Raw genomic sequence first — 14,451 nt, 5'->3', positions numbered from 1 at the left:
CGTTCGACAGGCTCAAGAAGTACGGAATTGGGGGTGTATTGTTCACCCCTTGTAGAGCGCGTCCACCCTTGCCCCGTAGCGTGCCTTGATCTTGTGCCGCCGGATTTTCAGGCTCGGCGTCATTTCCTCGTTGTCGATGCCGAACGCCTCGTCCGCAAAGGTGAACTGTCGGACCTTTTCGGTGACCGACAGGTCCTTGTTCACGCGGTCCACTGCCGCCCGGATCGCGTTCCGGAAAGCGGGCAGATCCTGCAATTCCTTGAAATCGAAGTGTTCGCCCTGTTTGCGTGACCAGTCGAGCGCCCACTCGGGATCGGGCACGATCAGCCCGACGATGTAGGGCCGCTTGTCGCCGCTCACCATTGCCTGCGCAATTTCCGGCTGGAGCGTGAGCATGCCTTCGATCTTCTGGGGCGAGACATTGTCGCCCTTGTCGTTGACGATCATGTCCTTCTTGCGGTCGGTGATGACGATGCGGCCCTTGGCATCGAGATGCCCGATGTCGCCGGTGTGCAGCCAGCCCGCGTTCGCCCCCTCCTTCGGAATCGCGCGTGCGGTTTCGGCTTCGTTCTGCCAATAGCCGTGCATCACCAGTTCGCCGCGCACGAGGATTTCGCCATCCTCCGCAATCTTCAGCTCCACACCGCGCATGGGCGGGCCGACCGTGTCCATTTTGAGCCCCACCTTGGGGCGGTTGCACGAGATCACTGGCCCTGCCTCGGTCTGGCCATAGCCCTGGAGCATGGTGAGTCCCATCGCATCGAAGAACACGCCGACTTCGGGGTTGAGCGGTGCGCCGCCCGAGACCATCGCCTTCATCCGCCCGCCGAAGCGCGCGCGGATCTTGGGGCGCAGCGTGCGTTCGAGGATCAGGCTCATCGGCGCATCGATCAACCGGCCCTTGCCCGCCGCCTTGCGCGTGCCGATGCCCAGTGCGCGGTCCATCAGGTAATTTGCAACCTTACCCTGCTTTTCCACCTGCTTCATGATCCGCGTGCGCAGCACCTCGAACAGGCGCGGCACCACCACCATGATCGTCGGGCGCACTTCCTCGATGTTGGAGGCGAGCTTCTCCAGCCCTTCGGAATAATAGATCTGCGCTCCCATCCCGATCGGCAGATATTGCCCGCCGGTATGTTCGTAGGCGTGGGACAGCGGCAGGAATGACAGGAACACTTCTTCGCCCCAGCCGAAATCCTCGGCGAGAATGCGCGCTGCGCCATCGACGTTGCACAGGATCGAGCCGTGATGCAGACGCACCCCGCGTGGGCTACCGCCAGTGCCGCTGGTATAGATCAGGCAGGCAAGATCGCTGCGGCCCATCGCTACCAGCCGATTGTCCACGCTGCGTCGCGCCGCTGCCGCATCGCCGCTGGTCATCGCCGCCCAATCATGGAACGCCAGCTTGCCGGCCTGCATCTGGCGCAGCGGCTCGATCCCGATCACATGCTCTACGCCCGGTGCCGACAGCGCGGCAGGAAGCAGCGGTTGCGACAGCTTCGATGTTGATACGATCACCGCCCGCGCGCCCGAGTTTTCGAGAATGTGCAGGTGATCGCGTTCGGTATTGGTGATGTAGGTCGGCACGGTGACCAGCCCTGCGGCCATGATCGCAAGGTCGGCGATGGCCCACTCCGGGCGGTTCTCCGATACCAGCGCCACCCGGTCGCCGGGGTTCAGTCCCAGTGCGCGCAGGCTTTCGGCCAGAAGGCAGACCTTGGCCGCCGCTTCCGCCCAGCTTTGCGAATGCCACTGTCCATCGCGCTTGGCCCAGAGAAATGGACTGTTACCCCTTTTGCCCGCACGGTCGAGGAACATCGCGACGAGATTGGGAAACTCTTCAAAGTCGGAAAGCTGCACGTGTGGTTCCTCGGCCCCGGAAGTGTCGGATGCCAAGGCGAATGCCCCCCGGCTCCTGATCGTTGCACATGAACCTAGTGGCGCAGTTCCATTACGGCAACAGGTCAGGGCGCCACAGAAGCGCCTTCGCTGCGCGGATCGGCCGCGCCGCGCCACTGGCCACCGACATGTTCGATGGCATTGGCCTTGAACGAAGGATTGCGGGCAATGACCTGGGCGTGGCCGAGCTTTTGCAACGCAGGAATCATCGTTTCAAGCGATGTGCCCTTTTCCACGAATACCACATCCCCACCCGGCGCGAAGATCACCGGCAGGGCAATGGCGTCGCGCGCGGACAGGTTCCAGTCGAGCACGCCGATGATCGCCTTGGCCACTTGCGCCGGGATCGTCACGCCGCCCGCTGCGCCGATCGCCAGCCGCAGCTTGCCGTCGGGTCCATAGATCAGTGTGGGCGACATCGAACTGCGCGGGCGCTTGCCCGCTTCCACCCGATTTGCAGTCGGCTTGCCGTCCCTGTCGGGCACGATGTTGAAATCGGTCAGCTCATTGTTGAGGTAATAGCCGCCGACCATCAGCCCTGAACCGAACGGCCCTTCCACGGTCGAGGTATAGCTTGCGGCGCTGCCCCAGCGGTCCACCGTCACGAAGTGCGTCGTGCCCTGCTCGTTCTGCGGTTCGGCTCTGGCGAAGGCCGCCTTGGCCCCCGGCGGCGTGCCGGGCAGTGCCGTGGGCATAGTCGCGCCCTCGGAAATAAGCTGAGAACGTCCGGCGAGATAGGCTGGATCGACCAGCCCGATGACCGGTACGCTCACGAAATCGCTGTCGGCCAGATACTGGTCGCGGTCGGCATAGGCGAGGCGCTGGGCTTCGGCGATCAGGTGCCATGATGCCGGGTTCGCAAGCCCCAGCGCTTTCATGTCGAACCGCTCAAGCTGTTTGAGAATGGCATAGACCGTTGTCGCGCCCGACGATGGCGGCCCCATCCCGCAGACGCGGTACTGGCGATATTGCCCGCACACCGGCGCGCGTTCCACCGCCTTGTAAGCAGCAATGTCAGCCGTGGTCATTGGTGCGGGGTTGGTGGGCGCGGTGCCGACCTTGGCGGCGATCGTCGCGGCATTGTCGCCGGTATAGAAGCTGTCTGCCCCGCGCGCGGCGATGGATTCGAGCGTGGCCGCCAGTGCTGCGTTCTGCACTACCGTGCCAGCGGCCAGCGGTTGGTCATCCGTGCCATAGAACAGCGCGCGCGCCGCCGGATCGTAGCCCCCGGTGCGCGCGGCTCCCGCCAGCGACGCACGCATGCGCGGGCTGATCGCAAAGCCCTCGCGCGCCAGCCGGATTGCGGGCTGGAACAGCGTGCGCCACGAAAGCTTGCCGTGCTTGTTGTGGGCAAGAGCCGCAAGGCGCAGGTTTCCGGGCACGCCGACGCTGCGCCCGCCGGGAATGGCGTCGCCATAGGCCAGCGGCTTGCCGCCCGCATAGAACCACTGCGGGCCAGCCGCCTTTGGCGCGGTTTCGCGTCCGTCGATGGTCTCGACCAGACCAGATGCGTCCCCCATGAGCAAGAAGCCGCCGCCGCCTATGCCCGAGCTTTGCGGCTCGACCACGGTCAGTGCCAGCATGGTGGCAATGGCGGCATCGGTTGCGCTGCCGCCCAGCCGCAGCATCTGCGCGCCCGCTTCTGCAGCGCGCGGATCGGCAGCCGAGACGAGGCCGGGGCTACCCTCGGCCACGCCCGTAGTGGCCGCCCGTGGCGGTGAAGGCGGTGCAACCGGCGCGCCGGGAGGCGGGACGCAGGCGTTGGCCAGCAAGGCGGCGAAGATTGCGGCGAAACGCAGTGGGCGCAGGAAATCCATGGCGCCCAAGCTATTCGCTGCCGACCGCCTCTGCAATGGATGTAAGGCCCGCCTCGCGCACCTTTCGTTCGAGGCCCGAAACGATGTGGCGAGCCAGCCCCGGCCCTTCATAGACCATGGCGCTGTAGAACTGGATCAGGCTGGCTCCTGCCCGGATGCGCGCCCAGGCATCGTCAACCGTGGCAATGCCGCCAACGCCGACCAGCGGGATCTCGCCGCCGCTTGCCTTGCGGAAATCGCGCAAGCGTTGCAGTGCGAGTTCGCGCAGCGGCTCGCCCGAAAGGCCGCCCGCTTCGGCTGCATGGCGCGACCGAAGCGCGGGCCGCGTGACCGTGGTGTTCGAAACGATCAGCGCCGCCAGCTTCTTTTCCAGCGCGATCCGGCAGATGCTGTCGATGTCGGATGGTTCCAGATCGGGGGCCAGCTTGAGGAACACCGGGGTGCCCATGTTGCCCCGCGCGTCGCACACCGCATCGAGCAGTGCCGAAAGCGCGCCTTCGTCCTGCAGCGCTCGCAGGCCGGGCGTATTGGGCGAGGAAATGTTGACCGTGAGGTATGATGCCAGCGGCGCCATCAGCCGGGTCATCTGCGCATAGTCTGCGATGCGGTCGGCCGAATCCTTGTTTGCCCCGATGTTCACGCCGACAATGCCCGGCAGCCCGTGCGCGCCGGTTTCGCGCCTGCGCACCAGCCGGTTTGTCACCGCCTGCGCGCCTTCGTTGTTGAACCCCATGCGGTTGATGACCGCGCGGTCCTCAGTCAGCCGGAACAGGCGCGGCTTGGGGTTGCCTTCCTGCGGCAGCGGGGTGACCGTGCCGACTTCGACATAACCGAAGCCCAGGCCCAGCATCGCGTCGGGCACCTCGGCGTTCTTGTCGAACCCGGGCGCCATGCCGACGGGGTTGGGGAATACCACGCCGCCGATGCGCTGCGCCAGGGTTGGTGTGGGCGGCGCGCGGTGTCCGCCATGCATCAGCCCCAGCGCCTTGATCGTCAGGCGGTGGGCGGGCTCGGCAGGTATCTGGAAAAGCAACGGTCGCAGCAGGGAAAAGGCAGTCACAGGCAATCGGTTCCGGATCAGAAAGCTGATTGATTCGCGTTAGTTGCGCCAGACAAGGTCGTCTGTGCCGCGCGTCACCTAACTCATGCGCCCGGAGACAGCGTCGGCCAAGTGCGAACTTCTCGAATATGACTGCAATTGTAATCGTTTTCGCTGGCAATGTTGCCAGTTTGCCACCGATTTTGTCGAATCCATACAATTCACGGCACACGCAACTGCGTAGCTAACTCGTGCGACCCGAAGGGCTCGGTGCAGGAATGTATCGGGTTCTCGACTTCAAGGCGGCCGGTGACCCTACGGGGGCTCGGCCGCCCTTTTTTTGCCTGTCCTTCATGCCAGCCCTGTCCAGCTTGTATCCCGACGCCACCGCGCCTAGATAACCGGAGTGATTCGGTCTGATTTATTTTCAGGCCTCTCGGGAAGCTCAGGACGATGCGCCTTTCAAGCATGGCCGACTATGCCGTCGTGACGATGAGCGCCGCCGCGCGCCATTGCGGCCAGGCCCGCGTCTGCGCCCAGCAACTGGCCGATGAAACCGGCCTGCCTGCTCCCACCGTTCAAAAGCTGGTCAGCAAGCTTTCTGCCGCCGGGCTGCTCAAGTCGGTGCGCGGTGCCCATGGCGGGCTTCAACTGGCGCGGCCCGCTGCCGCGATCACACTGGCCGATATTGTCGAGGCAGTTGAAGGCCCTATTGCGCTCACCCCGTGCAGCGAGCATGGGCGCCACGATTGCACGCTGGAAGCGGCGTGCAGCGTCCGTCCGCACTGGCCTGCGGTCGATGCCGCCTTGCGCGGTGCGCTGGCCGGTATTCCGCTTACTCAATTGTCCCGTCCGGTTGCCCCAATGGCGGCCAAGCTGGCGGAGGTGCTCGCATGAACGATACCGTACAGATCAAGGATCAGGCCGCGCATGATGCTGCGGCAAAGGTGGCCGATTACGAACACGGCTGGTCCTCGGACATCGAGCAGGAATACGGGCCGAAGGGTCTGAACGAGGACACCGTCCGCTACATCTCGGCCAAGAAGGACGAGCCCGAGTGGATGCTCGAATGGCGGCTCAAGGCCTATCGCCACTGGCTGACCATGCCCACGCCCGACTGGGCCAAGCTTAACGTCCCCCCGATCGACTATCAGGACGCCTATTACTGGGCAGCGCCCAAGACCAAGCCGAAGCTTGGGAGCCTTGACGAAGTCGATCCCGAAATCCTGCGCATTTACGAAAAGCTGGGCATTCCGCTGGCCGAGCAGGAAGTGCTGGCAGGCGTCGAAGGCGCACGCCGGGTTGCGGTCGATGCTGTGTTCGATAGCGTGTCAGTGGCCACCACGTTCCGTAAGGAATTGGAAGCCGCAGGCGTCATCTTCCGCTCGATTTCCGAAGCGATCCGCGAATATCCTGAGCATGTGAAAAAGTGGCTCGGCAAGGTCGTGCCGATGCACGACAACTACTTTGCGGCGCTCAATTGCGCGGTCTTTTCCGACGGCACCTTCGTCTACATCCCTGAGGGCGTCCGCTGCCCGATGGAGCTCAGCACCTATTTCCGTATCAACGCGGAAAACACCGGCCAGTTCGAACGCACCCTGATCGTGGCCGATAAGGGGGCCTACGTCTCCTATCTCGAAGGCTGCACCGCACCGCAGCGTGATGAAAACCAGCTTCACGCTGCCGTGGTCGAACTCGTCGCGATGGACGACGCCGAGATCAAGTATTCCACCGTGCAGAACTGGTATCCCGGCAATGCCGAGGGCCTTGGCGGCATCTACAATTTCGTGACCAAGCGCGCGCTGTGCCAGGGCAAGCGGTCCAAGGTTTCGTGGACCCAAGTTGAAACCGGCTCTGCGATCACGTGGAAGTATCCATCGTGCGTGCTCAACGGTGATGATTCGGTGGGCGAGTTTTACTCGGTTGCCGTCACCAACAATCATCAGCAGGCCGATACGGGCACCAAGATGATCCACAACGGCAAGCGCACGCGCTCGACCATCGTGTCCAAGGGCATCTCGGCAGGCAAGAGCAACAACACCTATCGCGGCCTTGTCCGCGTGGCTCCGGGCGCCGATGGCGTGCGCAACTTCACCCAGTGCGACAGCCTGCTGCTTGGCGCAGAGTGCGGCGCGCATACCGTGCCCTATATCGAAGTGCGCAACCCCACTGCCACGATCGAGCATGAGGCCACGACCTCAAAGATCAGCGACGATCAGCTGTACTACGCGATGCAACGCGGCCTCGATCAGGAAAGCGCTGTCGCGCTGATCGTCAACGGTTTCGCGCGCGAAGTGCTCAAGCAATTGCCGATGGAATTCGCGGTCGAGGCGCAGAAGCTGCTCGGCATCAGCCTTGAAGGATCAGTCGGTTGAAGAAGACCCTTACCCTCCGCCCCGCCAGCGAGCGCGAGGACGCGCCCAAGCTGCAGCGCAAGGGACGCGGCTGGAACATCGCCGAATCGCGGCTCGATGCGATCCACGAACTTGCGCGTGAGAAGCGCCGCAACCCTAGCCCTGCGCAGGCCGCGCTGGCCGCCGAACTCGCGCACGAAGACCTCGGCCAGTTCAAGCCAAAGGCGTTCACGGTGATCGGCTCGGCCATCGCCAACTTCGGCTGCCTGCCGCTCAAGTTGGTGGTGCTGATCGACGAGGGCGACGTTTCGGCAGAAATCGAACACCGCCGCGACAAGAGCCTGACCGAAGTCGGCATTCAGGTCGTCCGCTACACGGCTGACGAAGTGCTGGCCGATCCGGCAGGCGTGGCTCAAGCCACCGTTGCCGCGATGAAGGCCCGCTACGAAGAATTGCGCGCAAATTCGCGCCCGGCCCGGCCTGCCAGCCGCTCTTATGGTGCGCCCCGGCGCTAAGCGAGAAAACCATGCTGACAATCGATAACCTTTCCGCCACTGTCGCCGACAAGCCGATCCTCAAGGGGCTGTCGCTCACCATCAATGCGGGCGAAATCCACGCGATCATGGGACCGAACGGCGCGGGCAAGTCGACGCTCGGCTATACGCTCGGCGGGCGTCCCGGCTATGAGGTGACCGGCGGCAGCGTCAGCTTCGGGGGCGAAGACCTGCTGGCGATGGAGCCTTATGAACGCGCCGCTGCTGGCCTGTTCCTGGGCTTCCAGTATCCGGTCGAAATTCCCGGCGTGTCGTTCGTGCAGTTCCTGCGCGAATCCGCCAATGCCCAGCGCAAGGTGCGCGGGGAAGCGCCGCTTTCGGGCGGGGAATTCCTCAAGCTGGCCAAGGAAAAGGCCGGCCTGCTGCGCATGGACATGGATATGCTCAAGCGCCCGGTGAACGTCGGCTTTTCGGGCGGCGAAAAGAAGCGCGCCGAGATGGTGCAGATGGGTATCCTCGATCCCAAGCTGGCGATCCTCGACGAAACCGATTCCGGCCTCGACATCGACGCGTTGCGCATTTGCGGTGAAGGCATCAACGCGATCATGCGCAAGCCCGACAAGGCGGTGCTGCTGATCACGCATTACCAACGCCTGCTCGATTACGTGAAGCCGGACTTCGTGCATGTGCTGGCCGGTGGCCGCATCGTTCGCACCGGCGGTGCCGAACTGGCGCTCGAACTCGAAGAGCAGGGCTACGAGGCGGTCGCGGCGTGAGCGATACGCTGACCCTTCCCACCCGCAGGGACGAGGCGTTCCGTTATTCGGATCTCGCCTCGCTTGAGGCGCTATGGCCCTTGGCGGTGCAGGACATTCGCGTGGCTGCTGGAGACACTGGCGCGCTGGCGCTGGTTCTGGACGGTTCAAGCGCCGACGCCCGCGAAATCGCAATCGTGCTCGAAGACGGCGCGTCGTTCGACTTGCGCCTGCTCAACGCAGGCTCGGCCTATGGCCGCATCGCGGTTTCGGTCACGCTGGGCAAGGGCGCGACTTTCCACCTTGGCGCAGCGCAGATCGCAGGCGGAAACCAGACCGCCGAGATTGTCACCGAAGTTACCCACGCAGAGCCGGACGCTGTTTCCAGTCAGGTCATCCGCTCGGTCCTGAGTGGTCATGCCACCGGCACTTACCTCGGCAAGGTCGCCGTGGCGCGCGGGGCCATCGGCACCGACGGTTCACAGTCGATCCGCGCAATGCTTCTGGATCGCACGGCTACGGTCAACGCTCGCCCCGAACTCGAAATCTATGCCGACGACGTCAAGTGCGCGCACGGCTGTGCGGTTGGCGAACTCGATCCGCAAGGCCTGTTCTACCTTGCCCAGCGAGGCCTTCCGCCCGCGCAGGCGAAAAAACTGATGCTGCAGGCGTTCATCGCCGAAGCCTTCGTTGGTGCCGCCGATGAAGAGGCGCTGACGCAGGCTGCGCTGGATGCGCTGGAGGCGATCCTGTGACGACCGCAACGCTCACCCGCAATGCGATCTGGCCCGGTCTCTTAAACCCGGACGGCAGCCGCTGGCACTATCTTGATACCGCTGCCACCGCGCAGAAACCGCAAGTGGTAATAGGCGCGATGACCGCAGCGCTGGGCGCGAACTACGCCACCGTCCATCGCGGCGTCTACGCCCGCTCGGCCGACATGACGCTGGCGTTCGAAGCTGCCCGGCGCAAGGTTGCGGGCCTGATCGGCGGCGACGAGAGCGAACTGGTGTTCACGCGCGGCGCGACCGAGGCAATTAATCTTGTTGCGCAGACCTGGGGCGCCGCGAACCTCAAGGCCGGTGACCGTATCCTGCTGTCCACGCTGGAGCATCACTCCAACATCGTGCCGTGGCAGTTGCTGCGAGATCGGACCGGCGTGGAAATCGACGTCTGCTCGATCACCGAAGATGGCCTGATCGATCTGGACGCTGCCGAACGCATGCTGACGCCAGCGCACAAGCTGGTGGCGTTTGCGCATGTGTCGAACGTGCTCGGGTCGGTGCTCGATGCGCCGCGCGCGGTGAAGCTTGCCCACGCTGTCGGCGCGAAGATCCTGCTCGACGGGTGCCAGTCGGTTGCGCGCATCGCGGTCGACGTGAAGGCGCTTGACGCCGACTTCTATGTCTTCTCCGCGCACAAGCTCTACGGCCCCACCGGCATCGGCGCGCTCTGGGCCAAGCCCGAAATCCTTGACGCCATGCCGCCTTGGCAGGGCGGCGGCGCAATGATCGACCGCGTCACCTTCGAGAAGACGACTTACGCCCCTGCCCCGCAGCGCTTCGAGGCAGGCACGCCAGCGATTGTGGAGGCCATCGGTCTCGGCGCGGCCGTCGATTTCGTCGAAGGCGTCGGCCTTGGCGCGATCCATGCTCACGAAGCCGCGTTGGTTTCCAAGGCGCGCGAGGCCTTGGGCGCGATGAACTCGGTCCGCCTGTTCGGGCCGGAGGACAGCGCCGGGATCGTCAGCTTCGCGCTTGAGGGCGTGCACCCGCACGATCTCGGCACGATTCTGGACGAAGAAGGCGTGGCGATCCGCGCCGGGCACCACTGCGCCCAGCCGCTGATGGACCACCTTGGCGTTCCCGCCACGGCGCGCGCCAGTTTCGGCATCTACAGCGATGAAAGCGATATTGCCGCGCTGGTACGCGGCATCGAAAGGACCAAGAGGATCTTTGGATGAGTGAAAACGATCCCAAATTCGCCGTCGAGGAAGTGGCCGAGGTAAATGCCCCGCGCCGCGCCCGTGTTGACGACATTCCTGAGCCGGTGGAAACTCCCGCCGAGAAGCTTGAGCGCAAGCGCGACTATCTCGAAGGCTTCCTTGCGGCCAAGCCCGAAGGCGTGAGCGCGGGCGAACCTGGCGGTGACATCTACGAAGGCGTTGTGGCTGCGCTCAAGGAAATCTTCGACCCGGAAATCCCGGTCAACATCTACGATCTCGGCCTGATCTACGGTGTCGAGGTTGCCGATGAGGCGCACGTGGTCGTCACCATGACGCTGACCACGCCGCATTGCCCGGTCGCCGAATCGATGCCCGCCGAAGTTGAACTGCGCGTCAGCGCAGTGCCCGGCGTGCGCGATGCCGAGGTTAATCTCGTATGGGATCCGCCGTGGGACCCGCAAAAGATGAGTGACGACGCCAAGCTTGAGCTGGGGATGTTGTAACTCCGGGCAATCACCCCACATCCGTTCGTGTCGAGCGAAGTCGAGACACGGGCGCACAACGTGTCTCGACTTCGCTCGACACGAACGGAATGTTCAAGATCATGGCTACGACCACCGAGACCAAAGTCCGCCGTCCGCTACCCGCCGCCGTGATCCTGACGGCCAGCGCGGAAGCGCGCATCGCCAAGCTGATGGCCGAGGCACCAGCCGATGCGATTGGCGTGAAGCTGTCCACGCCGCGTCGCGGGTGCTCAGGGCTGGCCTATTCGGTCGACTATGTGACGCAGGCCAATCCAATAGACGAGAAGATCGAGACCCCCGGCGGGCTGTTCTTCATCGACAGCGCCTCGGTGCTCTACCTGATCGGAAGCACGATGGACTGGCAGGAAGACGATTTCACCGCCGGGTTCGTGTTCCAGAACCCCAACGCCAAGGGCAGCTGTGGGTGCGGTGAAAGCTTTACCGTCTAGGCTTCGCTGAGGAAGCGCATCAGCGCTTCTTCCAGCGGGTCCAGCTGGTCGTCGGCGTCTATCCGGGCATCGAGCCACAGCTTCTCGCTGTCGGTCACACCATGATCGCGCGCCGCTTCACCCGCAACATCTCGCGATGGGGTGCGGCGGCCAAGGCCCACGTCGCGCACGGCTTGCTTGAACCCGTTGGCGTTGGTCATGGCCATGCGCTTGAAAAAAACGCCGAGGTTGCTCGAACGGTCATCCATAAAGGCTTCGAGTTCGCCCGCGCGTTCACGGGTAAGGCCTTTCGCACCCTGCCATCCCTGCAGATAGTTGCCCACGCCCTGCACGAACAGGCGCTCCCATTCCGGCGCATTGGCTGCGCCGAGCGTCGCATCCTTCACGCGGAACAACATTTCCGCCTCGCGCTGGCTGACGGCGGCGGGGCGGTCACCGCCCGCTGCAAAGATCGTGCGGCGGATCAGCGCGCATTCGGCTGACGTGATGCTGCCGGGTTCAAGCTGCCCGCCTGCGCGGGTCGGGCCTTCGCCAGTCAGCACTGCGCGCTCAACCAGATCGAGCGCGAACTGGCGAAGCGAATCTGGCGCGGAAAGCGCCTTTTCCAGCACGTGGACGACCAGTTCGAGTTCGGTCAGGCTGTTCACCTTGCCGTCGTGCTGGACTCGCTCGATCAGCCAGCGCGCATTGTCTTCGGAAACGTAGCCACGCGGCTCTGCGGTGTTGACGATGAACTCGACCAGCGCCTCGGTGAAGAAGTCGCTCCATTCGGTGGTGGGCGCGGCAATCCGGTCGTTGACGATGAAGATCGCTTCGGCCTCGTCCGGGCTGATCCGACCGTCCGGCCAGGCGTTGCGGCGCAAGCTGAGGATTTCGGCTGCGTCGATTTCGCCATCGGCGGCAGCCGTTTTGGCAAGCGAGCGGAATTGCATGGTCATCGTAGCCGGCCCCCGGGTGGCGAATATTTCCGGCCTACCTAAGGGAAACCGCTTAATTTGCGGTTATCAACAACCTCCAGTGCGAGTCCTTCGACAGGCTAAGGACTAACGGGGAGGGGCTGGGGCGCAAAAGCCCCGCTCCGAACTCAGCGCAAGTCCGGTGCCAAGGCTTCGCCCTTGAGCAGCGCAATCGCCTCGTCCAGCGGCATGACTTTCTGGTGCTGTTCGCCCAGAATGCGGATTGCCACGGTGCCTTCTTCGGCTTCGCGCTTGCCCACGACCAGCAGGTAGGGGACTTTTTGCAGCGAGTGTTCGCGCACCTTGTAGTTGATCTTCTCGTTGCGCAGGTCGGTCTCGGTGCGAATGCCCGCAGCCTTCAGTTTGGCCAGCGCGTCCTTCGCATAATCGTCGGCGTCGGAAACGATGGTCGCAACCACTGCCTGTACCGGGGCGAGCCACACCGGCAGGCGACCGGCGAAATGTTCGATCAGGATGCCGATGAAGCGCTCGTACGACCCGAAGATTGCGCGGTGCAGCATGACCGGACGGTGCTTCTCGCCATCCTCGCCGACGTAGCTCGCATCAAGCCGTTCGGGCAGGACTCGGTCGGACTGGATCGTGCCGACCTGCCAGGTGCGGCCGATCGCGTCGGTGAGGTGCCATTCGAGCTTGGGGGCATAGAACGCGCCTTCGCCCGGAAGTTCTTCCCAACCGTAGTCTTCGGTTGCAAGTCCTGCGCGGACAACGGCGGCGCGAAGTTCGCTCTCGGCCTTGTCCCACATCTCCTCGGTTCCGAAGCGCTTTTCGGGGCGCAGCGCCAGCTTGATCGAATACGTGAAACCGAAGTGCTTGTAGACGCGGTCGGCGAGTTCGCAGAATGCCTGCACTTCGTCGACGATCTGGTCTTCGCGGCAGAAGATGTGGGCGTCGTCCTGCGTGAACTGGCGCACGCGCATCAGCCCGTGCAGCGCGCCGTGCGGTTCGTTGCGGTGGCAGCAGCCGTTTTCGTAAAGCCGCATGGGCAGCTCGCGATATGACTTCAGCCCCTGCCGGAAGATCAGCACGTGCGCCGGGCAGTTCATCGGCTTCAAGGCCATCCAGTCGGCATCGCCGCTGATCACCGGTCCTTCGTCATCCACGTTCGGCACTTCGTCGGGGATGACGAACATGTTCTCGCGGTACTTGCCCCAGTGGCCGGACTGCTCCCACTGGCGCGCGTCCATGACCTGCGGAGTCTTTACCTCACGGTAGCCCGCACCGTCGATGGCGCGGCGCATATAGGCTTCGAGCTCGCGCCAGATCAGGTAGCCCTTGGGGTGCCAGAACACGCTGCCGTGGGCTTCGGCCTGAAGATGGAACAGGTCCATTTCATTGCCGAGCTTGCGATGATCGCGCTTGGCCGCCTCTTCCAGCCGCGTCAGGTGGGCGTCGAGCTGCTTCTTGTTGAGCCAGCCGGTGCCATAGATGCGGCTGAGCATCGCATTGTTCTGATCGCCTCGCCAATAGGCCCCCGAAACGCGCGTCAGCTTGAAGGCGTTCGGGTCCAGCTTGCCGGTCGAGGGCAAGTGCGGCCCGCGGCACATGTCGAGCCAGTCGTCGCCTGACCAATAGACTGTCAGCGGCTCGTCACCCGGAAGTTCGGCAGCCCATTCGGCCTTGAAGCTTTCGCCCTGCTGCTTCCAGCGACTGATAAGCTGTTCGCGGCTCCATTCCTCACGGCGGAGCGGCTTGTTCGCGCCAATGATCTTGCGCATCTGCGCTTCGATCGCGGGGAGGTCTTCTTCCGTGAACGGGCGCTCTGCGGGGGCGAAGTCGTAGTAGAAGCCGTCGTCCGTGCTCGGCCCGAAGGTGATCTGCGTGCCCGGAAACAGCGCCTGCACCGCTTCGGCGAGGATATGTGCAAAGTCGTGCCGCGCCAGATCAAGCGCCTCGACCTCATCCTTCGCGGTCACCAGCGCCAGTTGCGCGTCTGCCATGAACGGGCGCGAAAGATCGACCAGCTCGCCATCGACCTTTGCCGCCAGCGCGGCTTTGGCAAGGCCGGGTCCGATTGCGGCAGCAATGTCCGCCGGAGTGCTGCCGGGCGCAACTTCACGCACGGAACCGTCGGGCAGGGTGATCTTCAGCAACTCGGACATGGGGGTCTCTCTAACACTCAGGTGGCAGCGCCTTGCCACAGGAGCGCCGCGACCGGAAGGGCGCGTATGGCCGAAATCGGGCCGGTGGATGAGGCTGCG

The 14,451-nt window shown here is 64.0% G+C and carries 13 protein-coding genes; 8 read left to right on the top strand and 5 right to left on the bottom strand.

What is annotated here, in order from left to right:
* Positions 1-42: 42 nt before the first annotated feature.
* The 3 genes from RM192_RS00305 to RM192_RS00295 form a co-directional block, all read right to left on the bottom strand.
* Positions 43-1,860, bottom strand: a complete 1,818-nt coding sequence (locus tag RM192_RS00305; RefSeq protein WP_311505501.1) for an AMP-dependent synthetase/ligase — start codon at positions 1,858-1,860, stop codon at positions 43-45.
* Positions 1,861-1,964: 104 nt separating this feature from the next.
* Entirely contained in the window at positions 1,965-3,716 is a 1,752-nt protein-coding gene (gene ggt / locus RM192_RS00300) for a gamma-glutamyltransferase (protein ID WP_311505500.1), read from the bottom strand.
* A gap of 10 nt (positions 3,717-3,726) precedes the next feature.
* Positions 3,727-4,776 (bottom strand): quinone-dependent dihydroorotate dehydrogenase, encoded by a 1,050-nt coding sequence (locus RM192_RS00295; RefSeq protein ID WP_311505499.1) that lies wholly within the window; start codon positions 4,774-4,776, stop codon positions 3,727-3,729.
* A gap of 432 nt (positions 4,777-5,208) precedes the next feature.
* Here RM192_RS00295 and RM192_RS00290 point away from each other — a divergent pair, with 432 nt between their 5' ends.
* From RM192_RS00290 to RM192_RS00255, 8 genes are all read left to right on the top strand, one after another.
* A complete protein-coding gene (locus RM192_RS00290) occupies positions 5,209-5,652 on the top strand; it encodes an SUF system Fe-S cluster assembly regulator (RefSeq protein WP_311505498.1) in 444 nt (147 codons plus the stop codon).
* Complete coding sequence (gene sufB / locus RM192_RS00285; protein ID WP_311505497.1) at positions 5,649-7,130, top strand: Fe-S cluster assembly protein SufB; 1,482 nt, start codon at positions 5,649-5,651, stop codon at positions 7,128-7,130. The genes RM192_RS00290 and sufB overlap by 4 nt, the downstream gene beginning before the upstream one ends.
* Positions 7,127-7,624, top strand: coding sequence for a DUF559 domain-containing protein (locus tag RM192_RS00280; RefSeq protein ID WP_311505496.1), 498 nt, complete (start codon positions 7,127-7,129; stop codon positions 7,622-7,624). Before sufB ends, RM192_RS00280 begins: the two co-directional genes overlap by 4 nt.
* An 11-nt stretch (positions 7,625-7,635) precedes the next feature.
* A complete protein-coding gene (gene sufC / locus RM192_RS00275; RefSeq protein ID WP_311505495.1) occupies positions 7,636-8,379 on the top strand; it encodes a Fe-S cluster assembly ATPase SufC in 744 nt (247 codons plus the stop codon).
* On the top strand, positions 8,376-9,113 hold the full coding sequence (locus tag RM192_RS00270) for a SufD family Fe-S cluster assembly protein (protein WP_311505494.1): 738 nt from the start codon (positions 8,376-8,378) through the stop codon (positions 9,111-9,113). The genes sufC and RM192_RS00270 overlap by 4 nt, the downstream gene beginning before the upstream one ends.
* A gap of 26 nt (positions 9,114-9,139) precedes the next feature.
* A complete protein-coding gene (locus RM192_RS00265; RefSeq protein ID WP_409233815.1) occupies positions 9,140-10,321 on the top strand; it encodes a cysteine desulfurase in 1,182 nt (393 codons plus the stop codon).
* Positions 10,318-10,806, top strand: coding sequence for an SUF system Fe-S cluster assembly protein (locus tag RM192_RS00260; RefSeq protein ID WP_311505492.1), 489 nt, complete (start codon positions 10,318-10,320; stop codon positions 10,804-10,806). Before RM192_RS00265 ends, RM192_RS00260 begins: the two co-directional genes overlap by 4 nt.
* A gap of 101 nt (positions 10,807-10,907) precedes the next feature.
* Positions 10,908-11,276 (top strand): iron-sulfur cluster assembly accessory protein, encoded by a 369-nt coding sequence (locus RM192_RS00255; RefSeq protein WP_311505491.1) that lies wholly within the window; start codon positions 10,908-10,910, stop codon positions 11,274-11,276.
* On the opposite strand, the gene RM192_RS00250 is transcribed toward RM192_RS00255, so the two are convergent.
* Complete coding sequence (locus tag RM192_RS00250) at positions 11,273-12,214, bottom strand: hypothetical protein (RefSeq protein ID WP_311505490.1); 942 nt, start codon at positions 12,212-12,214, stop codon at positions 11,273-11,275. The two genes, RM192_RS00255 and RM192_RS00250, sit on opposite strands and share 4 nt — an antisense overlap.
* Before the next feature lie 146 nt (positions 12,215-12,360).
* The gene (gene thrS / locus RM192_RS00245) at positions 12,361-14,352 is read right to left on the bottom strand and encodes a threonine--tRNA ligase (RefSeq protein WP_311505489.1); all 1,992 of its coding nucleotides are present in this window, start codon (positions 14,350-14,352) and stop codon (positions 12,361-12,363) included.
* Positions 14,353-14,451: the final 99 nt, after the last annotated feature.

Source organism: Novosphingobium sp. MMS21-SN21R (assembly GCF_031846015.1).
GTDB lineage: Bacteria > Pseudomonadota > Alphaproteobacteria > Sphingomonadales > Sphingomonadaceae > Novosphingobium.
The sequence above is the reverse complement of the archived record's forward strand: the minus strand, read 5'-3'. Positions and strand labels throughout refer to the sequence as shown.